At 70.2% G+C, this 24,782-nt stretch carries 19 protein-coding genes; 10 read left to right on the top strand and 9 right to left on the bottom strand.

What is annotated here, in order from left to right; all coding sequences use genetic code 11:
* The 3 genes from AB0F13_RS25885 to AB0F13_RS25875 all read right to left on the bottom strand — a co-directional run.
* Positions 1-545 (bottom strand): lytic transglycosylase (locus AB0F13_RS25885; RefSeq protein ID WP_362086933.1); only part of this gene is annotated, 545 nt, incomplete at its 3' end.
* A gap of 312 nt (positions 546-857) precedes the next feature.
* Complete coding sequence (locus tag AB0F13_RS25880) at positions 858-1,508, bottom strand: DUF4360 domain-containing protein (protein WP_362086930.1); 651 nt, start codon at positions 1,506-1,508, stop codon at positions 858-860.
* 289 nt (positions 1,509-1,797) lie between these two features.
* Positions 1,798-2,439, bottom strand: a complete 642-nt coding sequence (locus tag AB0F13_RS25875) for a DUF4360 domain-containing protein (protein ID WP_362086927.1) — start codon at positions 2,437-2,439, stop codon at positions 1,798-1,800.
* 177 nt (positions 2,440-2,616) lie between these two features.
* On the opposite strand from AB0F13_RS25875, the gene AB0F13_RS25870 reads away from it, so the two are divergent.
* Positions 2,617-2,877 carry a hypothetical protein gene (locus AB0F13_RS25870; protein WP_362086924.1) on the top strand — a complete coding sequence of 87 codons (261 nt, stop codon included), beginning with the start codon at positions 2,617-2,619 and terminating at the stop codon, positions 2,875-2,877.
* 26 nt (positions 2,878-2,903) lie between these two features.
* Here the strand turns inward: AB0F13_RS25870 and AB0F13_RS25865 are convergent, their stop codons facing one another.
* The 3 genes from AB0F13_RS25865 to AB0F13_RS25855 all read right to left on the bottom strand — a co-directional run bounded on the left by AB0F13_RS25865 (position 2,904) and on the right by AB0F13_RS25855 (position 5,162).
* Positions 2,904-3,680, bottom strand: a complete 777-nt coding sequence (locus tag AB0F13_RS25865) for an alpha/beta hydrolase (RefSeq protein WP_362086921.1) — start codon at positions 3,678-3,680, stop codon at positions 2,904-2,906.
* A gap of 133 nt (positions 3,681-3,813) precedes the next feature.
* Positions 3,814-4,077 carry a hypothetical protein gene (locus AB0F13_RS25860; RefSeq protein ID WP_362086918.1) on the bottom strand — a complete coding sequence of 88 codons (264 nt, stop codon included), beginning with the start codon at positions 4,075-4,077 and terminating at the stop codon, positions 3,814-3,816.
* 77 nt (positions 4,078-4,154) lie between these two features.
* Positions 4,155-5,162, bottom strand: coding sequence for a hypothetical protein (locus AB0F13_RS25855; protein WP_362086915.1), 1,008 nt, complete (start codon positions 5,160-5,162; stop codon positions 4,155-4,157).
* 238 nt (positions 5,163-5,400) lie between these two features.
* Here AB0F13_RS25855 and AB0F13_RS25850 point away from each other — a divergent pair, with 238 nt between their 5' ends.
* Positions 5,401-7,455 carry a phosphocholine-specific phospholipase C gene (locus AB0F13_RS25850; RefSeq protein WP_362086912.1) on the top strand — a complete coding sequence of 685 codons (2,055 nt, stop codon included), beginning with the start codon at positions 5,401-5,403 and terminating at the stop codon, positions 7,453-7,455.
* Positions 7,456-7,548: 93 nt separating this feature from the next.
* Here AB0F13_RS25850 and AB0F13_RS25845 read toward each other — a convergent pair whose 3' ends face one another.
* Positions 7,549-8,196, bottom strand: coding sequence for a hypothetical protein (locus AB0F13_RS25845; protein ID WP_362086909.1), 648 nt, complete (start codon positions 8,194-8,196; stop codon positions 7,549-7,551).
* A gap of 674 nt (positions 8,197-8,870) precedes the next feature.
* On the opposite strand from AB0F13_RS25845, the gene AB0F13_RS25840 reads away from it, so the two are divergent.
* The gene (locus tag AB0F13_RS25840; protein WP_362086906.1) at positions 8,871-9,812 is read left to right on the top strand and encodes a DUF5996 family protein; all 942 of its coding nucleotides are present in this window, start codon (positions 8,871-8,873) and stop codon (positions 9,810-9,812) included.
* An 81-nt stretch (positions 9,813-9,893) separates the two neighbouring features.
* On the opposite strand, the gene AB0F13_RS25835 is transcribed toward AB0F13_RS25840, so the two are convergent.
* Positions 9,894-10,820, bottom strand: coding sequence for a hypothetical protein (locus AB0F13_RS25835; RefSeq protein WP_362086903.1), 927 nt, complete (start codon positions 10,818-10,820; stop codon positions 9,894-9,896).
* A gap of 304 nt (positions 10,821-11,124) precedes the next feature.
* Complete coding sequence (gene asnB / locus AB0F13_RS25830) at positions 11,125-13,026, bottom strand: asparagine synthase (glutamine-hydrolyzing) (protein WP_362086900.1); 1,902 nt, start codon at positions 13,024-13,026, stop codon at positions 11,125-11,127.
* A gap of 285 nt (positions 13,027-13,311) precedes the next feature.
* Here asnB and AB0F13_RS25825 point away from each other — a divergent pair, with 285 nt between their 5' ends.
* The 7 genes from AB0F13_RS25825 (at position 13,312) to AB0F13_RS25795 (ending at position 24,771) form a co-directional block, all read left to right on the top strand.
* A complete protein-coding gene (locus AB0F13_RS25825) occupies positions 13,312-13,830 on the top strand; it encodes a secondary thiamine-phosphate synthase enzyme YjbQ (protein WP_362086897.1) in 519 nt (172 codons plus the stop codon).
* 135 nt (positions 13,831-13,965) lie between these two features.
* Positions 13,966-14,901, top strand: coding sequence for a hypothetical protein (locus tag AB0F13_RS25820; protein ID WP_362086895.1), 936 nt, complete (start codon positions 13,966-13,968; stop codon positions 14,899-14,901).
* A 156-nt stretch (positions 14,902-15,057) separates the two neighbouring features.
* Positions 15,058-17,940 (top strand): NACHT domain-containing protein, encoded by a 2,883-nt coding sequence (locus tag AB0F13_RS25815; RefSeq protein ID WP_362086892.1) that lies wholly within the window; start codon positions 15,058-15,060, stop codon positions 17,938-17,940.
* Positions 17,941-18,082: 142 nt separating this feature from the next.
* Positions 18,083-19,051 (top strand): cyclase family protein, encoded by a 969-nt coding sequence (locus AB0F13_RS25810; RefSeq protein WP_362086889.1) that lies wholly within the window; start codon positions 18,083-18,085, stop codon positions 19,049-19,051.
* Between the two features lie 150 nt (positions 19,052-19,201).
* Positions 19,202-22,090, top strand: coding sequence for a SpoIIE family protein phosphatase (locus AB0F13_RS25805; RefSeq protein ID WP_362086886.1), 2,889 nt, complete (start codon positions 19,202-19,204; stop codon positions 22,088-22,090).
* Positions 22,091-22,192: 102 nt separating this feature from the next.
* A complete protein-coding gene (locus tag AB0F13_RS25800) occupies positions 22,193-23,725 on the top strand; it encodes a sugar ABC transporter ATP-binding protein (protein WP_362086883.1) in 1,533 nt (510 codons plus the stop codon).
* Between the two features lie 2 nt (positions 23,726-23,727).
* Complete coding sequence (locus AB0F13_RS25795; RefSeq protein ID WP_362086880.1) at positions 23,728-24,771, top strand: ABC transporter permease; 1,044 nt, start codon at positions 23,728-23,730, stop codon at positions 24,769-24,771.
* Positions 24,772-24,782 lie beyond the last annotated feature (11 nt).

The following is a 24,782-nucleotide window of genomic DNA, read 5'->3' as shown; positions in this document are numbered from 1 at the left end:
GCCCGCGGGTTACCCGTCGACTCACGCATCACATTCTTCTTGATGCCGCCATAGGTACCCGGAATGCCCTTGGCCTTCATGATGTCCAGAGCCTCGTTGATCCAGCCGTCCAGGTTGTCCGCGTACGCCTTCTTCGCGGCAGCGGCAGGCTTGGCAGCGGGCTTGGCGGCAGGCTTGGCGGGGGCGGCCTCGACCGGCTTGCGCTCTGCCGAACGGCTCGCACGCTGCGCATCCGCGTCAGCCTTCGCCTTCGCCTGGGTCTTGGCAGCCGCGTCCGCGTCCGCCTTGACCGCGGCCTTGGCTGCACCCTCGGCCTGCTCGGCGGCCACGGCCGCATTCCGGGCCAGCTCGTCCTGCTGCGTCTCACCGAAAGACTGAGCGCTCCACGCCACCGGCTTCACCGAGGCCGCGTGGTCATCCGCGGCAGCGGCCGGAACCGCGGCGAACGCCACAGCAGCCACACCGGCGGCCGCGATACCAGCGGCAGAGAACTTATGGACCTTGGTCAGACGGGTATAACCAGAAACAGTGGTGGTGGAGCGCATACGAGCTGAACCTCTTCCAATCGCGTACGTCGCAGTGGCCGTCATTGGCGCAAAAAGAGCGCCGCGTCTCGATCGACGGCGCCGTGCGACCCCGTAATTGTTAGCGGCAGCGAAAACTCCTGGCAATTATGTGACCTACGACCCCACGCCGTAAGAATGAAACGCAACCTGACAACCGAATACCCGAAATGGAGGATTCACCCGGCCCGTACTCCACTACACAAGGCCGTAAGTGATCTGGGCCCTATGGGCGGCCTCACACGGCGCGCACATAGGGCCAACACTCGTGTACGGATTGCACACGAAATGCGGTCAGGGCTTGGGGCACTCTTTCCAGGCGAAGTGGTAGAGGGTGTTGATGCTGCCGTCGGTCGAGTCCATGGCCAGGAAGCTGGTCGTCTTGGTGGGGTCCGAGGTGCCGGCGTCCACGCGCAGCTCCGTATTGACGTTGAAGTACCGCATGGCCCCGCACGGGGCGTAGACCAGCGCGTCGATGTCCGTGGTGTCGGTCGTCTGCCAGCTGTCGTTGACCGGGCCGCCGAAACGGTGGTTCACAAAAGCGGTCTGCGACATTCCCTGGAAGTAATAGTTGGCCCGCTCCAGCCCGGTGGCCCCCTTCTCCAGGTGGGCGAAGCCACGGTAGTCCGCCCGGGCGACCGCGTAAGTGAAACCCTGCGGGACGTGGACGTTCAGACTGAGCTGGCAGTTCTTACGGAAGTCGATGGGCTTCGCCCCGACGCCCACCTGGGCGATGTAGTTGCTGTAGGAGACGGTGAAGGCGGTGTTGTCCGGCGAGACGCTCACATTCGCCGTGCCGGCGGGACAGCCCGAACCGTTCACGGACACGACGTCGATCACGATCTTGTCCGGCGGAGGTACTCCATCCGCGGATGCGGTCCCGGGCGAAAATAAAGCGGCGAGGAAAACCGCCGCCGCACCACCGGTTGTCACGGGTCTGAACATGGACATCCCTCCTGCAACCTGGGGCCCACTCGGGCACCTGACGGCTCATGTCACCACCGGCGACGAAACGTGTACAGACCAGGTTGAGCCGATACCGCCGTCCTCCGGCCGCGGCGAACGACCGGCGGCGAACGGCCGGCGGCCGGGCGCGTCCCACCTGTCCGGACCATGCCCGGGCACCCTTGTGATCGCCCTGCCCGCCGCCGCGGTCGACGCGTGCTGCACACCTCCCGCGGCAGCGGTCCCGGACCGCACCTCCCTCAGGCGGGAGTGGGACCAGGGCGGCTGATCAGGGGCATTCCTTCCAGGCGAAGTGGTAGAGGGTGTTGACGCTGCCGTCGGTCGAGTCCATCGCCATGAAGCTGTTGGTCGTCGACGGGTCCGAGGTGCCGGCGCTCACCCTCAGCTCGGTATTGACGTTGAGGATCCGCTGCGCCCCGCACGGGGCGTAGACGAGGGCTTCGACGTCGGTGACGTCGGACGCCTGCCAGTTGTCGCTGGCGGGACCGGCGAAGCGGTGGCTGACCGCGGACGTGTGGGACATGCCCTGGAAGTAGTAGCTGGCCCTCTCCAGGCCCGTGGCACCCCTTTCCAGGTGTGCGAAGCCGCGGTAGTCCGCCCGGGCGATCGCATAGGTGAAGCCCTGCGGGACGTGGACGTTCAAGCCGAGCTGGCAGTTCTTCCGGAAGTCGGTCGGCTTCGACCCGACCCCCACCTGAGCGAGGTAGCTGCTGTAGGACACGGTGAACGCCGTGTTGTCCGCCGCGACCGACACGGCGGCCGTCCCCGCGGGACACCCCGAGCCGTTCACGGACACCACGTCGATCACGACCCTGTCGGGCGGAGGCACCTCCACAGCTGCTGCCTCCGGCGAAAACGAAACGGCCAGGAACGTCATGGCCGCACTACCGATCATCACCGGTCTGAACATGGAGAACCCCTCCCACTGCTCTGCGGACTGACTCCGCGCGGGGTTCATGCCACCACCGGATACGAGGCATGTACAGGTCAGCTTGAGCCGTTCCTGGCCGAGGTGGCTTGTGCTCGACGTTCCCTTGAGGCCCGGTCCCCGGCGGGCCGGGCCGTGCGGACGCGTAGGGTCACGGCCATGGTCGTCCTCGCCGTACTCGCCGTCACCCTTGCCCTGGCCTTCGCGTTCGGGCGTCTCCTGCCGTGGGTGACGCGAGGCCTGCCGCGCCCGGCCGGGGCGGCACTCGATCTCCTGGCGACCTTCCTCTCCGGCTACGGCGTGGCCTGGGCGACGTGGCCCTCCTACGGTGCCGTCGTCTTCATGCTGCTGTGGTGGGCGGGCTCACTGGCGGGCAACGTCGCCGGGTGGCTGTGCCGGACAGCCGGCCGCCACGCGTGACCTGTTCGCGCCCCTCGTGCCTGGTGTCAGCGCACCCTGTCGCACAGCTCCAGCACGAGTCCGGCGACCGTCTCCGGCTCGCGCAGCGTCGGCAGGTGATCGCAGCCCGGCAGCCGCACCAGGCGGCAGCCCGGGATGCGCGCGGCCATCTCCTCATTGCACTGGACCACCTCCGGCTGGTCCCTCTCCCCCAGCGCCAGCACGCACGGCGTGTCCAGCTCCCCGAGCCGCTCGAAGGCGGGCGGGTCCGGGACCTGATGCGGATAGTTGCTGAACCACGCCGGGATCGCCGCACGCAGCTGGGCGGCGGCCTCCGCATCGCCGTCGGCGCCGGCCGCCGCCCAGGTGCGCAGGCCCAGGGCCACCAGGCCGTCCATGTCACCCGCCATGGCCAAGGCCTCGATCTCGGCCATGAGCTCCTGCGAGACGAGCCCGGGGCAGCCGGTGACGCCCGGGCACAGCAGGGCGAGCGCCGCCACCCTCGAAGGGTCGCTGAGCGCAAGGCTCACCGCCGTGGCGGCGCCCATGCTGGAGCCGGCCAGGACCACCCGGCTCAGCTCGAAGTGGTTCAGGACCGCGACCAGGTCCTCCACCAGTGAGTACTGCGCCGTGGGCGCCGGAGATCGCCCGTAGCCGCGTACGTCGTAGCGGATCACCCGCTGCCGCTGTGCCAGGCGCGGGCCGACCGTGTCCCAGATACGGGAGTCGCCGATACCCGGGTGCAGCAGGACCAGCGGCAGTCCGTCACCGCCCGAGTCGTCCGCCCATACTTCTCCGCCTTTGACCGGCACCATGAGTTCCATGGCACAAGTCTGCTCGCGGCGGCCCTCTCACCGCCATGCGGCCGCTCGCCCACAGGAGCCACGTACGAACGCCCGGTCGAGGTGCTCTTGTTGGCGTAGTGACGTCGATACGGACCCGGGCAGCGGCGACGGTTCACTTGCCGTTGTCGGAGACCTGCGCGACCCACCCGTACGGCAGCGCGTGCCCGTCGACCGTCACCGCCTCGACGGCGCCGGTCTCGGGATCGATCTCCGCCTGGACGCCCTCGCCTTCGTACCGGGGGAAGCCGGACACGCCGAGCTCGCCGGTGGCCTCGACATTCGCCGAGCGGAGTGTGGCCCCGTGGCGGGGATGGTCCTCGGCATCGGTGAGCTGCGGCTTGAGGACGACGGTGTAGCGGGGGACTGCAGGGCTCATGCCCGTCAGGCTAGCCGCACAGGGCGGGCCTGCGGTGGGCCGCCATGCCGTCACCGCGCACCCTGGGGACGGGAACGTTACGTGTAGGGATCGGATTCCTGGATCGCCTTCCGGGCGATGTCGAGCAGGTCGTCGTCCTCGTACTCGTCGGGCAGGCGCAGGTCGAGGGCGCGGAAGAGGGCACGGACCTCGTCCGCGCCGGGGCTCTGGGACAGCGGGATGCCCGAGGCCCGTTCCAGCGGGAGCTTGCGGGACTGCTTGAGGCTTTCGTGCAGCTCGGTGTTCCAGGAGTCGTAGTACGACCGGCCGCGCCGTACCACCATCGCCGGGAAGCGCGGGCCCCGCTGGGTGATGACGAGCGAGGTGGAGGAGAGGTCCCAGCGGAAGGTCGTCATCACCGAGGAGAGACCGATCGAGAGGTCCATCGGGCGGTAGCGCTGCTGGTGCCAGCAGGCGGCCAGGATGGTGGCGAACAGTTCCCGGCGGGTGCCGTCGCCCGTCCAGCCGCTCTGCCGGCCGTCGGCTTCGTCCGCCAGGGTGCGGTACAGCTGGGCGTAGTCCTCGCACAGGCGCGCGTCCGTCGGGTCCAGGATCTCCAGCCGGACGTCGAGCTTGCGGCGGGTCCTGCGGGCTTCCTTGACGCACTCGGGCAGGGTCACGGCGCGTACGTAGGTACCGGTGGCGCCCTTGAAGTACCAGCGGTCGGTCTGGGCTCGGGCCTCTTCCAGGGCCCGGGAGATGCCGCTGCCGGTGACGATGGCGACGCCCAGCGTCTCCTCCAGCGTGGTGCGCGTGTCGACCAGTACCCGGTCGATGCCGGACAGCCGGTCGAGCCTGGCGGGAAGGTCGCGAAGGGTCTGCAGGGCCTCCGTCATGGCCTCCTGCCGTACCGCGTTGTCCCGCTCCTCGTGCCATCGATCACGCAGGACGCTGAAGGCCAGCACCGCCAGGGTGAGGGCGATGGTGTTGCCGAGGGCCGAGTCGGACACGCTGTCCGTGAACCCGAGGACGCTCACAAAACCGGCCAGCAGCACGGAGATGACGCCGTCCGCGTTCGAAGCGACCCATAACAGCCGTGCCCGCATGGTGCCCCCCGGCGGCATCTCAGCAACTGCGTCAGTGTACTGACCGGATACCGGGTGTGGCAGGGTTTGCGCGACGGTTCCCGCCTGTACCGCCTCGTTCGCCGCTCACCACGTTCCTCGCGCGTACCGCGTCGCTTCACCTTGACGACATCGCCTCTTCCCTCCCTTCCCCGACGCTCGCTGCACTTGGAACACTTCGCTGGTACCAGCCCTCACACCCCAAGAGGTGCCCAGACTCATGGCTGAATTCAATCGCCGCCGCTTCCTCCGGATCGCCGGTGCGACCGCGGGCTTCGCCGCCCTGTCGGACAGCATCGGCCGCGCCGCCGCCATCCCGGCCAGGCGTCGCTCCGGCACGATCAAGGACGTCGAGCACATCGTCGTGCTGATGCAGGAGAATCGTTCCTTCGATCACTACTTCGGCTCGCTGAAGGGTGTGCGCGGATTCGGTGACCCCCGCCCGGTGACGCTGCCCGGCGGCAAGCCGGTCTGGCACCAGCCGGACGGCAGCAAGGAGGTACTGCCCTTCCGCCCCGATGCCGAGGACCTCGGCATGCAGTTCATCGCCGGTCTCAACCACGACTGGGCAGGCGGCCACAAGGCCTGGAACCACGGCAGGTACGACCAGTGGGTACCCGCGAAGGGTGCGGGCACGATGGCGTACCTCACGCGCGCGGACATACCGTTCCACTACGCGCTCGCCGACGCGTTCACCGTGTGCGACGCCTACCACTGCTCGTTCATCGGGGCCACCGACCCGAACCGCTACTACGTGTGGACGGGGCACACCGGCAACGACGGCAAGGGCGGCGGGCCCGTTCTCGGCAATGAGGAGGCCGGGTACGACTGGACGACGTATCCGGAGCGGCTGGAGAAGGCCGGCGTGTCGTGGAAGATCTACCAGGACGTGGGGGACGGCCTGGACGCGGCCGGCTCCTGGGGCTGGATCGACGACGCCTACCGCGGGAACTACGGCGACAATTCACTGCTGTACTTCAACAAGTACCGCAACGCCAAGCCCGGCGACCCGCTGTACGAGAAGGCGCGTACCGGCACGAACGTGAAGAAGGGGGGCGGCTACTTCGACGTCCTCAAGGCCGATGTGAAGGCCGGGAAGCTTCCCCGGATCTCGTGGATCGCCGCCCCGGAGGCCTTCTCCGAGCACCCCAACTGGCCGGTGAACTACGGAGCCTGGTACATCTCCCAGGTCCTGGACGCGCTCACCTCGAATCCCGAGGTGTGGAGCAGGACGGCCCTGTTCATCACCTACGACGAGAACGACGGCTACTTCGACCACGTCGTCCCGCCCTTCCCGCCCGCCTCCGCGGCTCAGGGCGCCTCCACCGTCGCCACCGGGCTCGACGTCTTCCCCGGCAACAGCCACTACGCGGCCGGCCCCTACGGCCTCGGCCAGCGGGTCCCCATGCTCGTGGTCTCCCCCTGGAGCACCGGCGGCTACGTCTGCTCGGAGGTCTTCGACCACACCTCCGTCCTCCGCTTCATGGAGCGCCGCTTCGGCGTGGGCGAGCCCAACATCTCGCCCTGGCGCCGTGCGATCTGCGGCGACCTCACCTCGGCCTTCGACTTCCGCCTCCGGAACACCGGGCCCGCCCGGCTGCCGCGGACCGACGGCTACCGGCCGCGGGACCACGACCGGCACCCCGACTACGTGCCGAAGCCGCCCGCGAACCCCGCGCTGCCCAAGCAGGAGGCGGGTTCCAGGCCCACGCGCCCGCTGCCGTACGCGCCGCTGGCCGACGGGGCCGCGACGCCTTCGACAGGGCGCTTCACGCTCACCTTCAGCGCCGGCGACGCGGCGGGAGCGTGCTTCACCGTCACGTCCGGCAACCGGACGGACGGGCCGTGGACGTACACCACCGAGGCCGGCAAGAAGCTCTCCGACACCTGGAACTCGGCTTACTCCAAGGGTGCGTACGACCTGTCGGTGTTCGGCCCGAACGGCTTCCTGCGCACCTTCAGGGGCCCGGGTGGCGTCGCGGGCCCCGAGGTCACCGCCCGCCACGCCGACGGCGGCAACATCCAGCTGACCATGACGAACACCGGCGACGCCGACTGCCACCTCACGGTCACCAACGCCTACGGGGCACGCAGCGAAACCTTCGCGGTGCGGGCGGGCGGACGCGTGGTGCACACCGTGGACCTGCGCCGGAGCAAGCGCTGGTACGACCTTTCCGTGGTCTCGGACACACACCCGGAGTTCCTGCGGCGGTTCTCCGGCCACGTCGAGAACGGTGAGAGCGGTGTGAGCGATCCGGCGATCGCCACGGTCTGACCGCGGCCCCGGACGCAGGACGCTCCCCCCGCCGAAACCGGCGGAGGGAGCTCTGTGCCCCGTGCACCGCGGCGGCGCGGACGCCGCCCGCGGTCAGCTCTGGGTGTTGAGGAACCCAATGATCACGGCGCCCCACCAGCAGATCTGGGAGACGAGGGCGGTGGCGCCGCCCCAGGCCAGGAAGCGCGGTGCGGGGTCGGTGGAGCCGTGCTGGGCCATGCGCTTGTTGAGGAGGCCCGCCTGCAGGCCGTTGAGGCTGAGGACCAGCACCATCACCAGCTTGACGCAGGTCAGTGTGGAGGAGGGGTTCGGGTGGAGCATGGTGCCGCTGGCGACGAGACCCGCGAGACCGGCCCAGATGGGGAAGTGCAGGCGGCCGGCGCTGCCGAGTGCGTCCCGGAGGCTGCAGCGGCCCGTGATCCACAGCAGACCGAAGTAGTCGGCCACGAGCACGGCGCCGAAGCCGAGCACGAGGCTGGCGAGGTGGACGAAGAGCGCGACGGTGTGCAGCGTCGCGTCCGCCTGGAGGTGCACGGAGATCCACACGCTCGCCGCCCAGACCGCGCATATGGCCATCGCGGCTCCGCCGAGCGTCCACCAGGAGTCGTACAGGCCCAGCGGCCGTGCGTGCTTGGCTCCCGCCGTCATGGCGGGGACGGGGCGGACGCCCGGCCCCATGGCGGGGACGGGGCGGGGCTGGGGCACGACGGACAACGGCGATTCCGACCACAATGCAGGCATGTGATTATCTCCAGACGCAGACCCTTACGAAGGCCCTTACGAAGGCAAGGCTTATCCAATGGCCGGCCGTGAATCAGTGACCAGGATCTCTGATCACACACTTCGGCCCCGGAATGCGACCGGGTCGTTACCGAGTCGAAACCGGGCGGTTCTCGAACGCGAGAACCGACTCACGCCTTTCCGTCTCTCCGGCCAGGACTTCGGCATCGACGGGGGCGGCCGGCAAACCGGCGCAGCGCCCAATAAACCTGAACACTACCCCGGAGAAATCGCAAGCTTCGCAGGTCACAGGGCGTTTATGACATTGATCCATATCTCTGCCGGGAGTTCCTGGCAGGAAAATGCTCCATGCGGATACAGGCCATTCGGATACTTGCCCAAGGCGACAGGAATGTGATTCTCATCCCTGACCGGCGCCCGAAAGCCGTGTTGCGGGGACCACCCACGAACGGCTCGGCTGACGCATACGGCCCCGCCTTGCGCAGTTCCGTACCCGCCCTCCGGTCCGCCCCCGCGGCCACCGACCCACGGGCCTGCCGCGCCCGCTTCAGGGTGCGGTGCCCGAAGGGGCCGCTTAGCCTCGAAGCCACGGCTGTGCCGGGCCGCGTGAGGTCTCGTCCTTGTGCGGCCCGCCCTTCGGCCCGGCCCGGGTGGGGCACGAGGAGTGACGCGCCATGGAGATGTTTCCCCCGATTCCGCTGTCGGAATGGAAGGCTTCCAAGGAGACGCTGCACCGTTTCGCCCAGGTCGTCGGCAAGATCCGGCTGGCCGGCAGCGTGCGCCGCAACCATTGGTGGAACGTCCCGTACCACCTGACGGGGCAGGGCATCACCACGCGCCCGATGGGCCTGGTGGACGGCAACCCGGTCTTCACCATCGACTTCGACTTCGTCGGTCACCGGCTGATCGTCCGCGCCCTGGACGGAGCCACGGTCTCGTTCCCCCTGGCCGGGCAGTCCGTGTCCTCGTTCCACCGCCGTACGCTCGACGCACTGCGGACCATCGGGGTCGAGGTGGCGGTCGAGCACCCGCATCCCTTCGACCTTCCCGACGCGAAGAGACCGTTCGCCGAGGACACCGAGCACACCTCCTACGATCCGTTCTGGGTGAACCGCTACTGGCAGGTGCTGAGCCAAGTCGCCCTGACGCTGGAGGAGTTCGCCTCGGGCTATTCCGGCAAGATCAGCCCAGTGCATCACTTCTGGCACACCTTCGACATTGCGGTCACCCGCTTCTCGGACCGCAGGATCGATCAGCCGCGGGATGTGGACCCCGTGACTCGCGAGGCCTATTCCCGGGAAGTCATCAGCGCGGGTTTCTGGTTCGGTGACGAGGCGTTCCCCCGGCCGGCCTTCTACTCCTACGCCGCTCCCGAGCCCGGCGGCCTCGCCGGGCAGCCACTGCGCCCCGCCGCCGCGCGCTGGGCCGAGCAGCGCGGCAGCCACCTGGCCGTGCTGGAGTACGACGACGTACGCGGTGAACGGGATGCCCGGGCCCAAGTGATCGACTTCTACGAGAGCGTCTACCGGGCCGCGGCCCGGCTCGCGGGCTGGGACGCCGAACACCTGGCCTGCCCCGGGGGCATCACCGACCCTCACGCCTCCCACGACGGGTGAACGCGGCCGGGCCGGCCGCGTTCTGCGATTGAATGAGCCGGACCCACGTCACGACGCGTGCTCGCCGGAGCGCGGTTGCGCTCAGGGGCTCGAAGAGCCGCTGCCGGTCAGGCGCACCGTGCTGAGGATCTGCCGGACGGTCGCGTCCGGCACCTCCTCCTTCACGCCCTTCACACCGTGGAAGGTCCAGGACACGAAGTCGCCCTTGGCGCTCTTGAAGGCGAAGGCGGTGGCCTTGCCATCGGTGGCGCACTTGCCCTTCTTGCTGACGCCGGAGGACATGGCCGTCGCCACGCTGCCCCTGAGGCCGGACTTGGTGGTGTAGGGCTCCACCGCACCGGTGGTGACCTTCTGCTTGTCCGGCTGGGCGTACGCGCCGTACACCCAGAGGCCGGCGTTCTTGCGGGCCGCCTCCTCGGTGCTCCGGGCGCCGTTCTCGCCCCTGGAGCCGGCGGCCGCCAGGGACGTGTCCTCCTTGGTGCCGTCGTTGTCGTCGTCCGACTGGCACCACTGCTCCTGGAGCACGGCCGGAGCCAGGAAGCCGACGAGAGCGTTGTCGTCCCGGTCCGTCTTCTCGGTGACGTAGCTGGCCCAGTCGGGCGACTTGCGCTCCCATTCCGCGGGCACGTCGAAGGCGATGCCGCGCTGGGCGTTCACCACGACCTTCCAGCCCGGAATAACCGGTTTCGGGTCACTGTCGGTGCCGCGGGCGCCGTCGGTGCCTGTGGGGGCCGGCGCCTGGGACGACGCGGGACCGGTCGGTTCGGGGTCCACCGTCGCGTCGTTCCTGTCGCCTCCCAGCACCAGGAAGCCGGTGACGCCGGCGGCGATGACGACCGCGGCGGCCGCGGCGATGGCGATGACCGTGGTCTTCCTTCCACCGCCCTGTGAGGCCTGCGGCGTTCCCGCCGGAAGGGTCGGGGCCTCCCACGGCGCCTGGCCCGGCTGCCGGTACGGATTCGCCTCGTCGGGCCGCCCATGGGAACCGGGCTGCTGATACGGGTTCACGCGCGGGTCCCGCGGGTCTTGCTCGCCCCGGAGGGCTGCTGTCCTGGCCACATGAGAGGCAACCATAAAGGGGCCACAGGGACGGGATCCGGCCGGGGTCGCGTGAGGTACGGCGACCCGGCATCGCACGGATCTCGGAATGCCCCTTACGGAGGCCGAGGATCTCCCCGGCCCGCGCGGCCGCATCCCGCCCACCTCATGAAGGGGCGGATACCAACGGTTACCCCCAGGTCAGCAACACCCTCACCTTCGGCGAGCAGCCGAGCATCCGCACCCGGACCGCGGACGTCTGCGCGGTCCGCTCCTACCGGGCCGCCGTCGCGGCCGTGGGGTTCGTTGCCTTCACTCCGGTGAACTCGACTCCGTACGTGCGCGTCCAGTCGTCCAGGCGCACGGTGGACTCCACGAGAATCCGCTCGAACTCGGAGAGGCTGCCGGCGGACGTCTTGGCGGTGAGCCGCCGTACCGCGTCGCCGTCGAGGAAGGGGCTCAGCGGTGCGCCGGGGTCACCGGCTGCCGTGCTCAGGCCGTCGATGAGGGCACGGTCGTAGGCCGGATCCTGGATCGAGGGGTATGCGGCCTTGGTGCGGCGCAGCACCGACTCCGGCAGCAGATCGGCCGCGGCCGCCCGCAGCAGCGCCTTCTCCTGGCCGCTGAAGGTCTTCATCGCCCAGGGGATGTTGAAGACGTACTCGACCAGGCGGTGGTCGCAGAACGGCACCCGGCCCTCCAGGCCGTTGGCCATGCCCATCCGGTCCTTCTTGTCCAGCAGGATGGGAAGCCACCGCGTCAGGGTGAGGTGGCTCAGCTCGCGCGTCCGCCGGTCCTCGGCGCTCTCGCCGTCCCCGCCGTCGAGGTGGGGGACCTCGGCCAGCGCGGTGCGGTAGAGATCGGCCTCGTACTCCCCCAGGTCGATGCCGTCGACGAACCAGGGATGGAACAGCGAACGGGGGTCGAGGCCCCGGTGGGCGCCCAGTTTGAGCCAGGGGAAGGTCTCCGCACTCCGCGCGGCCGGGTCGGAGAACCACAGATAGCCGCCGAAGACCTCGTCCGCACCCTCCCCGGACAGCGCCACGGTCGCGTGTTCCCGTACGGCGGCGAAGAGCAGGTAGAGGGAGACGTCCAGGTCCGCGAAGTTGAAGGGCAGGTCCCAGGCGCCGAGGACGCTGCGGCGTACGGCCGGGTCGAGCAGCCCGGCGCGGTCGAGGACGACGGGGTGGTGGTCGCTGCCGACGTGCCGCGCGACTTCGAGGGCGTAGGGGCCGTCCGGGGTGGGGCGGACGGCGTCGGCCCGGAAGTTCTCGGTGTGCCCGGTGAAGTCGACGGAGAAGGTGGAGAGGCTGCCGCCGTCGGCGGCACGGGCCTTCGCCGCCAGGGCGGTCACCGTGCTGGAGTCGAGCCCTCCCGACAGCAGTGAGACCAGCGGCACGTCCGCGACCATCTGTCGCGGGACGATGTCGTCGAGCAGCTCGCGGATGGTGGCGACGGTGGTCGGCAGGTCGTCGGTGTGCGGCCGGGACTCCAGTGCCCAGTAGCGCTCCTCCCTGATCCCCTCGCGGCCGACCCGCAGCAGGTGTCCCGGCTTCAGTTCGCGCATGCCGCGGAAGGGCACGCGTCCGGGGGTGCGCAGGAACAGCAGGGCGTCGCAGAGCTCCTCCGCTCCCGCGACGGCCTCCGCCAGCGGGTTGGCGAGGATGGCCTTGGGCTCGGAGCCGAAGAGCACGCCGTCGGCGGTGGGGTAGTAGAAGAGCGGCTTGACCCCCAGCCGGTCCCGTACGAGCAGCAGTTCGTCGCGGGCGGTGTCCCAGATGGCGATGGAGTACATGCCGTTGAGGCGGTGGACGAAGCCGGTCCCCCACTGCAGGTAGGCGCGCAGCGCCACCTCCGTGTCGCTGCGGGTGGTGAACCGGTGGCCGAGCACGGCGAGCTCGGCACGCAGTTCACGGAAGTTGTAGATTTCGCCTCCGTAGGAGATCACCGCTCGCGGCAGGTCCCCGGGGCCGTGCTCCGGCGTGCGCATCGGCTGCGTACCGTGCTCGAGGTCGATGACGGCCAGGCGCCGGTGTCCCAGCGCGACGTGCGTGTCCAGCCATATGCCCCCGGCGTCCGGTCCTCTGCGGGCCAGGGTCGCGGTCATGGCCTCTATGACCGGGGACCGGTCCGTGAGGTCGCGGGTGAAGTCGACCCATCCGGTGATGCCACACATTGTTCGCTGTGCTCCGTTTCTCGTCGGCGTGTACCAGGTCACGCCACGCCGCGTCGCCCACTTCTGTGCGTCCAGCCTGATCTGCTCACCGCCGAACCCCTATCCGAGTTTACAAAGTTCACAGTGACGTCGAAGTCGGCGGCGGCGCGGTCCTGTTCCCGTAACGGCACGTGCGGGAGTGACCGGAACGGCCGTTACGTGGCCCGGCAAGGGCTGCCACCGTTCATGGGGGAATGGCCCCGGTGAAACGGACCTCGTGAAGAGTCACGCCCCTTGGGAGGCACGATGACCACCGTCTCGGGCACACGGATCGACGTGATCTCGCACGGCGCTCAGTCCCCCGGCAGCTCGATCGCCGTCTCGGCCCGGATCTCCGTCACCATCGGCAACCCTGACGGCATCGTCGATCTGACCGGCGCGTTAAGGCAGTTGGCCGAACGATCAGGCGTCATCGAGGGCACATTGCACCTCTACTGCGGTCACACCACCTGCGGTCTGATCATCAACGAACGCGACAGCGGACTGGAATCCGACCTGCGCGAGATCCTGGAACGCATCGCTCCGCACAGCGACAACCACTACTACGCCCACGACAAGCTGCGCACCCCCGCCGAGAGACGGGTGCACGGCGAACGCGACAACGGCCACTCCCACGCCCGCGCCATTGTGAGCACCCACCCGGAACTGAACATTCCCATCACATCGAGCAGCCTCTACCTCGGCCAGTGGCAGACAGTCCTGCTTGCCGAGTTCGACGGGCCCCGCACACGGGAGCTACTCGCCCGCGTCCACAACGCGATGTGAGACGCCGGATACCACGCACCGTCCCCGCCGGCCCGCACACGCCTTCTCAAAGAGGTGTTCTTTCGGCAAGTGGCCGATGAGCGTTGGCAGGCGGGTGACTGGTGGCAATAGGGGCGGGACGATACAACGGTGGTCATGCGTATACGAGCCGTGGCAGTCGTGGGAAGTCTGGTGGCCGCGCTGGTGGCCGGCGGGTCCGGGATGTCGACGGCGGCATCCGGGCCACCGGTCGCCGCCGCCCTGCGTCCGTGCCCGGAACGTGCGAGCGTGCAGGTGTTCCGCGAGGGCGGCATACCGCTGCTGGACTGGCGGGAGAACCTGGAGTTCGACGGGCGCGGCACGCTCTGGGTCGCCCATGTGACCAAGCACCGGATCGAGGGGTACGCCCCCGACGGGACGCTGAGAACCAGCTTCCCGGTGAGCGGGCCCGGGGGAATCCGGCGCGGCCCGGACGGAATGATGTACGTCAACTTCGGCGTGAACCCGCTGACGCCGGGCGGCGGCATCATGCGGTTCGACCCGGCCGCCGCAGCACCGAAGCCCGAGAAGGTCGTGGCCGGGATATCCGGCATCAACGGCCTCGCCATCGACGCCAACGGCAACTTCTACGTCAGCCGCGAGCTGGCCACCGGCGTCCTCAAGATCCGGCCGGACGGCACCGAGGACGAGGAGTGGACGAAGAAGGCCGATGTCTTCGGCACCAACGGCCTGGAGATCGTCGGCGATCAGCTGTACGCGAGCGTCATCACCGACACCTCCTCCCCGGTCGTACGGATCCCTCTGAAGGACCCGGCGCACCACAGCACGGTCACCAGGCTCAGCCCGAATCCCCTGAAGATCAAGCTCCTCGACGACCTCACCTCCTTCGGCGGCGACCTGGTGGTCGCGAGCTTCCGTGACGGCGAACTGATCCGGGTGAACCCGGCGACCGGCCGGTCCTGCGTCCTGGTGAACGGCCTGCGGATGCCCAGCAGCGTCCGGGTCCCCCGCGCATTCGGCGACCACGACCCACAGCGCGACCTGTTCGTCGTCGAAGCCTCCGGCCGCATCGTCAAGGTGACGGTCGGCTGACGGAGACAGACCGCACCCCGGACCGGGCGTTCACGCGGAAGTGCGCAGGCACAGGCCCGTCGCCGCCGATCCGGCCCCCACTGGTACGTCGCGTTATCCCCGGTCTCTCGTGCAAGTCGAGTGATACGACCGCCCCTTCTGGCCCACAATGCCGTCATGGCCGATGAGTCGCGCATCCACAACGTCATGCAGGGGACGGCGGAGTACGTGCTGCAGATCGGGCACGTCCGGGGAGACGTCACCGTGCATCTGCCGCCCGCCGCGGACCCGGTGGAGCGCGCCGCGTGGTCTCTCGCACGCAGTGTCCGGGCCCAGTGGGCGGCGGAGGTGAACGCCTGGGACCTGGCGTCGGCCGAGCCGTTGTCCGTGCGCTGGCAGGCGAGGTGGCCCGGGAGGACGCGAGACTGCGCCGTGCCGCACGCCGATCAGATCGCGAGGGTGGCGGACGCCTTCCTCGGCCTGGGCCACCGCCGCCTGGTGGTACTGGGCGAGCCGGGCGCGGGCAAGTCGACGCTGGCTGTGCTGTTGGCCCTGGAGCTCGCGGAACGCTGCCTGCCGGCACGACGCACGCGTGACGACGGCACAAGCGGTGACATCCGGCCCGTCCCCGTCGTCCTCACGCTGGAGTCGTGGGACCCGTCCCGGGAACACTTCCGCTCCTGGCTCGCGCGACGCATCGCGGAGGACTATCCGGGCCTGCCGCAGGCCGACGGCAAGCACCCCGCGGCGCGGCTCGTCCAGGACCGGCGGATTCTCCCCGTGCTCGACGGCCTCGACGAGCTTCCCGAGCACCGGCGTCCGGCGGTGGTCCGGGAGATCGACCGGGCACTCGGCGAAAAGGACGCGGTCGTCCTCACGTGCCGCACGCGGGAGTACCGCGCAGGGGAGGAGGCAGGGGCGTCCATCGCGCGGGCCGCGGTGATGGAGGCCCAGCCGGTCGGCCTGCAGGAGGCCACCGCCTATCTGCTGCACTGCGCCGTGCCGCAGGCCCGCCGGAACTGGAAGCTGATGCTCGACGCCGTGGACCAGGAGCCGGACGGGCCGGTCGCACAAGCCCTGACGAGCCCCCTGATGATCTGGCTGGCCCGCCGGGGCTTCCGGACGCCGCCTGCCGACCCCCGGGACCTGGTGCGCCGGCCGTTCGCGTCGCGGGAGGCGGTCGAGAAGCATCTGCTCGACCTGATCATTCCGGCCGTGTTCGCCCAGCAGCCGCACGCCCCGGACCGATTACACGCCCCGAGGCAGTGGAACGAGCAGCGCTCCCGGCACTGGCTCGCCCACCTCGCCGGCCACCTCTCGCACCACCGCACGACCGAGCTGGCCTGGTGGGAACTGCACCGCACCCCGCTGGTGCGCGTCATGATGCTGCCTGCCCTTCTCCTGGCGTGCCTCGCGCTGGCCAAGGTGGCCGCGGTCTCCAGCGACTGGCTTGCCGCCGAGTACACCCGGTCCAGCCCTCTCCTCGGGAAGTTCGGCGAATCCATCACGAGGCTGGGGCTGCAGACCGCCTTGACGGGCGGCCTGGTCCACGCCTCGGCGGTGTGGGTTGCCGTGGAGGCCTGGTTCGGGTACAGACGGGGACAACCACGCCGGCGCGCCAACCCCTTCCGTATCGGCGCCGCCCTGCGCTCGGCCGGCCGGGCCGCGTCCGTCGGCCGGGCGCTGAAGGCCTCGGCAGTGATCATCGTGCCGACCGCGCTGTTCACGTCCCTGGCCCTGGCGACATCCGACCCCCGCCCCTACGTGGTGATGGTGCTCTGCAGCACTGGTCTGGCGCCTCTGCTCATGGTGACCATCGCCGCCCCGTCCGACACCGAGGACGCGAGCACGCCCGACGAGGTGCTGCGCAGCGAGCGCACGGCCGCCTGGCTGTCCGTGTGCACCGTTGCCGTGTTGATCGGTATCGGACAAGGAGCGATCGGCTGGTACAGCGACGAGCCTTCCAAGGGTCTGGCGAAGGCGGCCGCCGGCTGGTTCGGGGCTTCGGCGATGCTTCTGCTGCTGAGCCTGTGGAGCCGCTGGGTGCTGGCCAAGGGCTGCCTGGCGATCGCAGGGCGGGTGCCGTGGTCGCTGATGGAGTTCCTGCGCGACGCACATCACGGCGGCTTGCTGCAGCGCAGTGGCGGCGTCTACCGGTTCCGTCACCTGCGGCTCCAGGAGCACTTGGCTTCCGGCGGGAAGGCCACAAGGCCGGGCGGCCCCGCCCCGCTGCCCCCGCCGCATCCCGCCCCGCTGCTCCCACCGCATCCCGCCCCACCGCCCGGCACCCGGTCGCCCGGGCCCCCCGGGGCCTCCCCGCCCGGCACCCGGTTGCGCGACCTGGTCGCGGAAGCCGAACGGTCTCCGCTCTCCTCCCGCAAGGGCTGGACCGTCCAGGCCGACGAGCACAGCTTCAGAGCAGCGGGCAGACAGCGCCGGTTCCCCCTGGGCCACTGGCCGGGGGTCCTCTTCTTCGCGGCCATCATCTTCATCCGCTCAGGCGTACAGGGCCAGTGGCTGGGAGCGCTGGTGGCGGCGTTCGTGTGGTGCTGCATCGGTGTGCTGATCATGCTGGTCGCCTGGCTCCTGCCGCCTCGGACACAGGAGCTGTGCATGACCGGGGAACACATCGAGTTCGCAGTGGGCCGCCGCCGTGGCCGGCTTGCCTGGACGGATGTGCAGGACGTCGCCGTACGCAAGCTCATCCACCGCAAGAGGGACACCAAGACCTACGCCGTCCATGTGCGTCCCCGGCCCGGCGCACCCCTGCCCGCCCGGTACTTCCGCGGTGGCGACGGATGGTACTTCGTTCTCCCGCTGTCCCCGGTGGCCACGGTCCCGGCGGACCTCGCGGCGGCCCTGCAGGCCTTCGCCGGCACCCGCTGGCGGCCGCCTGTGGGAGACATCGCGCCGCAGGGCGGTCGTGTCACCGTCCACAACGAGGTCTCGGGGCAGGCACGCGCAGGAACAGTTGTCCAGGCCGGAGACGTTCACGGCGACGTCACGCTCGGGAAGCCGGACTCGGACGGCACAGGGGGGTCCGGTCCGCAGGCCCGCTGAGAAAGCGGCTCCCCCGAACAGGTTGAGCCCGCCCCCGGAACCTGCGTCATCGACGACCGACGGCTCATCATTCCTCCACCATGGACATGGCAGACCTCCTCCCGGACAGCGGTCCGGCCGCCCCTGGAGCGCTGAACAGCAGATGAGCAGCAACCCCGCCGACGCGCCGGCTCCCCCGCCGGCCGGTGCCGGTAACGGGCCGGCCGTCTCCCGTCGGGAGTTCGACGCACTCTTCGAGACGGTCCGCACGTGGGGCCGCTGGGCACACGCCGGCCGCGGGGCCTGGAACCGGGTGACCACGGACCACGTCCGGCGGGCTGCCGCCCTGGTCCGGTCCGGAACCGTCGTCCCGATGGCGCGACCGTGGGACACCGCGCCCGGCCCGGACAACAACAAGCCCGCCTTGCATTACATGTCCGATCTCGGCGACGTCGAGCCTCCCGAGCCGTCCACCCACAAGGACTTCATCGGCGTCGACTACCACGGCAAAGGCGTCAGTCATCTGGACGCGCCGGCCCACGTCGCCTACCGCGGGCAGCTCTACGACGGCGGTACGGCGCGGGAACTCGTCGGCGCCGGAGGTGCCCGCTTCGGTGACGTCTCGGCGCTCGGCCCGCTGGTGACCAGGGGGGTGCTCCTCGACCTCCCCGCCGTTGCGGGGAACACCTGGCTGGAACCCGGACAGGCTGTGCACGCTGCGGACGTCCTCGCCGCGGAGACGGCGCTCGATGTGAAGATCGGCGAGGGCGACGCGGTGCTGCTACGGGTCGGTCGTTTCCGCCGCCGCCAGGAACTGGGCGCCTGGGACCTCGACGCCGCCAGTGCGGGCTTCCATGTGGATGCCATGCCGCTGCTGGCCGAGCGCGGCATCGCCCTGCTCGGCGGCGACGGCGACAGCGACGTACGGCCCTCGCCGGTCGAGGGCCTGCATTCCCCGGTCCACGCGCTCGCCGTCGCCGCGATGGGAGTGCCGCTGCTGGACAACCTCGACCTCGAAGCACTCTCCGCCGCGTGCGCCGGGACGGGCCGTCACGAGTTCCTCCTCGTTGTAGCCCCACTGAACATCCCGGGCGGTACGGGCTCGCCTGTCAACCCGGTCGCGGTGCTGTGAGGCGCGTCGGATCGTCACCGACAGCATCGCCGGATCACCGTCCGCGGTAGGCACCGTTATGTCGGCAAAGTTCTAAAATGGAACAACGGTGCAGCCGCTCCCGCGTACGGGTGGCCATGGCTGCGTGTACCGGTGAGGGAAGTGATCGGGATGGGGCTCGCGGCAGAGGACATCGGCCCCGTACGCGCCCGTGAGCAGTTCCTTCGCGGTGGGGCGGTCGAGGGGGGCGTGCGAAGCCCGATCCTGAGTTCGTGGCAGCGCTGCCAGTCCTTGGGGCTCTCACCTGCAGGATGCGAGCTTCCCTTCACCGAGGAGCTCGATCTGGACGGCCGCCTGGTCCGCGCGGCCGGGCCCGTACTGAACCGGCTGCAGTCCCTTTTCGCGGGCAGGAACATGAACGTGGCCCTCGCCGATGAGCGCGGGGCGGTGCTGCAGCGGCGTTTCGGCAAAGCCTCCATGATCAGGAGCCTGGCCCCGATCCAGAGCGTTCCGGGCTTCGTGTTCGACGAGAAGTTCGGCGGGACCAACGGCATCGGTCTGGCACTCGCGGAGCGGCAACTGGTCAGCATCTACGGCGCCGAGCACTTCGCCGAACGCTCTCAGTCAAATGCGTGTTCGGCGATTCCCGTCCGGGACCTGCTCAACGGGCACATAGAGGGGGTCCTCTGCTTCGGCTATCCGCACACCGACGCGGACGCGGCGCTGGACATCGTGATCCGCAGGGCGGCCGGCGCCATCGAACGGCGGCTGCTGGAGCAGAGTTCGGCGCGGGAGCGTGCCTTGCTGCAGGCCTACCTCGACGCCAGGCGCCGCGTACCGGCCGGCAACAGGACCGGCAACGGGCAGCTGGGCGAGCTCGCCGCGAGCGGGCTGGACTGGCGTGACCGGATGATCCTGGAGGAGAAGGCCACCGAGCTGATCTCCTCGGCCCAGCGGGCCGCCGTCGAGGTGTCCCTGCCCGGCGGCCGGCGCGTCACCTTGCTGAGCCGCCCGGTCACCACCGCTTCCGGGGTGGAGGGCGTCGTCATCGAGGCCGTCTTCCCCTCCGGGCACCAGCGCCTCACCCTCCCCACCGAAGCCGACGCGTCACCGGGCCTCCTGGCGGAGCAGGCCCTCCCCCGCGTCGTACCGTTGCCCGGGCACCTTCCCGGCACCGTACCGGGCGGCCGCGCCGCCACGACGGCCCGCAAGCCGGGCGCACCCGGCGGGCCCGGCACGCCCGGCGCCACCGCACGTCCCGCCGGCGGTACGACCAGCGGACTGGTGCTGGTGGGCGAACCGGGGGTGGGGAGGTACGCCGTGGCGGCCCGGCGCCGCCTGGAGCTGCTGTCCGAGGCCAGCACCCGCATCGGCACCACCCTGGACGTGAGCCGCACCGCCCGGGAACTCGCCGAAATGGCCGTCCCGCGCCTGGCCGACTTCGTCACCATCGACCTTCCCGAGGCGGTCCTGCGCGGCGACGAGCCGACCGACCCCCGTAAGGACCTCCACCGCACGGTGGTCCACGGCGTCGACGAGGAGTGCCCCTTCTACCCCGCCGGGGAGCGGGTCGAGCTCCAGCCGACCACACCCCAGCTGCGCTGTCTGACCAGCGGGCAGACCGTACTGGAGCCCGACCTGAACGCTGCCACGGGCTGGATCGCCCAGGATCCCGAGCGCGCCGAGCGCCTCCTCGCCCACGGCGTCCACTCCCTCATCACCGTCCCGCTCGTCGCCCGTGGCATCGTCCTGGGCATAGCGAGCTTCTACCGCGCGCGGGACCCCGCGCCCTTCGGGGACGACGACCGTTCGCTGGCCCGGGAACTCACCACACGGGCCGCCATCTGCATCGACAACGCCCGCCGCTACACCCGCGAACACTCGATGGTTCTCGCCCTGCAGCACAGTCTGCTGCCGCGCGGCTTCCCCGAGCAGAACGCCGTCGATGTCGCACACCTCTATATGCCTGCCGAGTCCGGAGTCGGCGGGGACTGGTTCGACGTCATTCCCCTCTCCGGCACCCGCGTCGCTCTCGTCGTCGGAGACGTCGTCGGCCATGGGCTGCACGCCGCCGCCACCATGGGCCGGCTGCGCACCGCCGCGCGCACCTTCGCCGAGCTGGACCTGCCCCCGGACGAAGTCCTCACACACCTCGACAACCTCGTGGGGCGCCTCGACCGGGAGGAATGCGGCGAGGACCTCTCCGTCGGCATCACCGGCATCATCGGCGCCACCTGCCTGTACGCCATCTACGACCCCACCTCGCAGCAGTGCGTCATGGCGCGGGCCGGCCACTGTCCACCCGCCCTGGTCCACCCCGACGGCACCGTCACCTTCCCCGACCTGCCCGCCGGCCCGCCGCTGGGCCTGGGCGGCCTCCCCTTCGAAACCGCCGAATTCCACCTCCCCGAAGGCAGTCAGCTGGTCCTCTACACCGACGGACTCATCGAAGACCGCGTCCGCGACTTCGATACGGCCGTGGAGCAGCTGCGCCAGGCTCTGGCCCACCCGAACCGCCCGCCCGAGGAAACGTGCCAGGAAGTCCTGCGGAGCGTGGTGCCCGACCACCCCGCCGACGACATCGCCCTGCTCGTCGCCCGCACCCACACCCTGGCCCCGGACCGGATCGCCACCTGGGAGCTGCCCGCCGACCCGGCGCTCGTCTCCTCCGTCCGCGCCGCCGTCACCCGCCGGCTGGCCGAATGGGGGCTGGACCAGATCGGGTTCGCCGTCGAGCTGCTGCTCAGCGAGCTGGTCACCAATGCCGTCCGCTACGGCACCGGCCCCATTGGCGTACGCCTGCTTCACGACCGCATGCTGACGTGCGAGGTCTCCGACACCAGCAGCACCGCCCCGCGCCTGCGCCCCGCGGCCACCACCGACGAGGGCGGCCGCGGCCTGTTCCTCGTCGCACAGCTCTCCCAGTGCTGGGGCACCCGCTACACCGCCGAAGGCAAGGTCATCTGGGCCGAGTGCGCTCTGGAGGTGCCCGCAGGAAAGCCCGGCGCCGCCGGGACGTACGTCGGCTTCGAGAGCCTCGACGACATTCCCGCAATCTGACGGCTCATCCGGCATCGAGGCCGAGGGGGGCCGTAGCATGACGGAAATGCGGTAGTCGGTCCCGACAAGGTGCCGGATCCTGACAGGTCCCGGAGGAGTCCGGTGCGCGACACTCCCGAAATCAGTCCTCGCACGGGCCGTGGCCCAGAGCCTCTCGTCCGCGTACACGGTCTCAGCAAACGGTTCGGCGGCACGCTCGCACTGGACGCGGTCCACCTCGACATCGACTCCGGCAGCATCCTGGCCCTGCTGGGTGCCAACGGTGCCGGGAAGTCCACCCTCATCAAGGTGCTCGCGGGCGTCCACCACGCGGACGAGGGCAAGGTGACGGTCGCCGGGCATCCGCTCGGCACCGAGGCGGCCTCCCGCGCCATGTCCTTCATCCACCAGGACCTGGGCCTGGTGGAGTGGATGACGGTCGCCGAGAACATCGCTCTGGGCACCGGATACGCACGCCGCGCGGGACTGGTGTCCTGGCGGCGGACCCGCCGGCAGTGCGCCGAGGCCCTGGGCATCGTCGCCGCGCACCTCGACCCGGGCGCCGTCGTCGCCGACCTCACACGAGCCGAACGCTCGCTGGTTGCCATCGCCCGCGCGCTGTGCACACAAGCCGGACTCATCGTCCTGGACGAGCCGACCGCCAGCCTCCCGGCGGCGGACTGCGCCCGGCTCTTCGACGTCCTGCACACCCTGCGCGACCACGGCCACGCCATCGTCTTCGTCACCCACCGGCTCGACGAGGTGTACAGGGTCGCCGACGTCTTCGCCGTCCTGCGCGACGGCCGCCTCATCAGCCACGGCCCGCTCGCCGGCTACGACCCCGCCCGGCTGGTGCACGACATCGTGGGCTACGAACCGGGCGGCTACGGGTTCGTCGCCCCCGCCGTGGGCCCGGCCGTCCTGAGCCTCGACAACGTACGCACCGAGCACACAGGACCGGTCAGCCTGCGCCTGCGCGCCGGTGAGGTCCTCGGCATGGTGGGCCTCACCGGCGCGGGCCACATGGAACTGGGCCGTGCCCTCGCCGGCGCCCGGCCGATGCTCGGCGGACGGGCCCTGCTCGACGGACGGCCGTACCGGCCCGGCACGGTCGCGGCCGCCGTCGACGCCGGGGTCGGCTTCGTGACCAGCAACCGCCAGGAGGAAGGCTGTGCCGCGGAGCTGACCGTACGGGAGAACTTCCTGGCCAACCCCCGGGCAGGGGGCCTGCCGGGCGCGCACTGGATCAGCCCCGGGCGCGAGCGGGCCGAGGCCGCTGCACTGATCGAGCGGTTCTCGGTGTACCCCCCGGACAGCGAGGCGCCGATCGCCACCCTGTCCGGGGGGAACCAGCAGAAGATCATGATCGGCCGGTGGCTGAGGCTGAGCCGACGCCTGCTGATCCTGGAGGAGCCGACCGCCGGAGTGGACGTCGGCGCCAAGGCGGCGGTCTACCGTCTGCTCCACGACGCACTGGCCGGAGGTCTCGCCGTCCTGCTCCTCTCCACCGACTTCGAGGAGGTCGCCCACGTGTGCCACCGGGCCCTGGTGTTCGTCCGCGGTGCGGCGACAGTGGAGCTGAGCGGGGAGGCCCTCACCGTCACCGCACTCGCCCGCGCCGCCTCGGCCATGGCCCCCCTCACCGGGACGCCCTGACGATGACCACGTCCTCGCCCCGTCCACCGCTGGGCCGCCGGTTCGGACACCTCATCGGCGCCTACGGCCTGCTGGCCCTCACCGCCCTGCTGTTCCTGGCCTTCTCCCTCGCTCTGCCGCAGACCTTTCCCACTCTGGACAACATCTCCGCCGTCCTGTCCAACCAGTCGATCCCCGCCCTCCTCGCGCTCGGCGCGACGATCCCCCTCGCGACCGGCAAGTTCGACCTGTCCATCGGCTACGGTCTCGGCCTCGCGCACGTCATGACGATGCAGCTCGTCGTCGCCGAAGGGTGGTCCTGGCCACTCGCCTGCCTCGTGGTGGTCCTCGGTGGGGCGGTCGTCGGCGCCGTCAACGGTGCCGTCGTCGAATTCGCGAAGATCGACTCCTTCATCGCCACCCTCGGCACCGGCAGCATCATGTACGCCTTCACCGGCTGGATCACCGACGGGGCCCGTATCGTCCCCGGCCCGCACGGACTGCCGGCCGCCTTCACCGCCCTCTACGACTCCCGGTTCCTCGGCCTGCCGGTATCCGCCTTCTACGTCCTCGCCCTCACCGCCGTACTGTGGCTGCTCCTGGAACGGCTGCCGCTGGGCCGGTACCTGTACGTCATCGGGTCCAACTCCCGCGCCGCCGACCTGGTGGGCATCCCCTCCCGGCGCTACGTCATCCACGCCTTCGTCGGATCGGGCCTGGTCGTCGGCGTCGCCGGTGTCCTGCTCGCCGCGCAGCAGCAGACCGGCAACCCCAGCGTCGGTATGGACCACCTGCTGCCCGCCTTCGTCGGCGCGCTGCTCGGCTCCACCGCGATCAGGCCGGGCCGCGCCAACGCCCTGGGCACCCTCGTCGCCGTCACCGTCCTCGCCATCGGGCTCGCGGGCATCGGTCAGCTCGGCGCCCAGTTCTGGGTCACCCCGCTGTTCAACGGCAGCACCTTGCTCATCGCCGTCGGCCTGGCGGGCTACGCCGCTCGCCGCCAGCTGCGCCAACGCCGGACGGAGCCCTCCCGAACACTCCGTGACCTGCCCCGGGTCACCCCGTGACCTCCGGCCGC

The organism is Streptomyces sp. NPDC026206 (assembly GCF_040638465.1).
GTDB lineage: Bacteria > Actinomycetota > Actinomycetes > Streptomycetales > Streptomycetaceae > Streptomyces.
The sequence above is the reverse complement of the archived record's forward strand: the minus strand, read 5'-3'. Positions and strand labels throughout refer to the sequence as shown.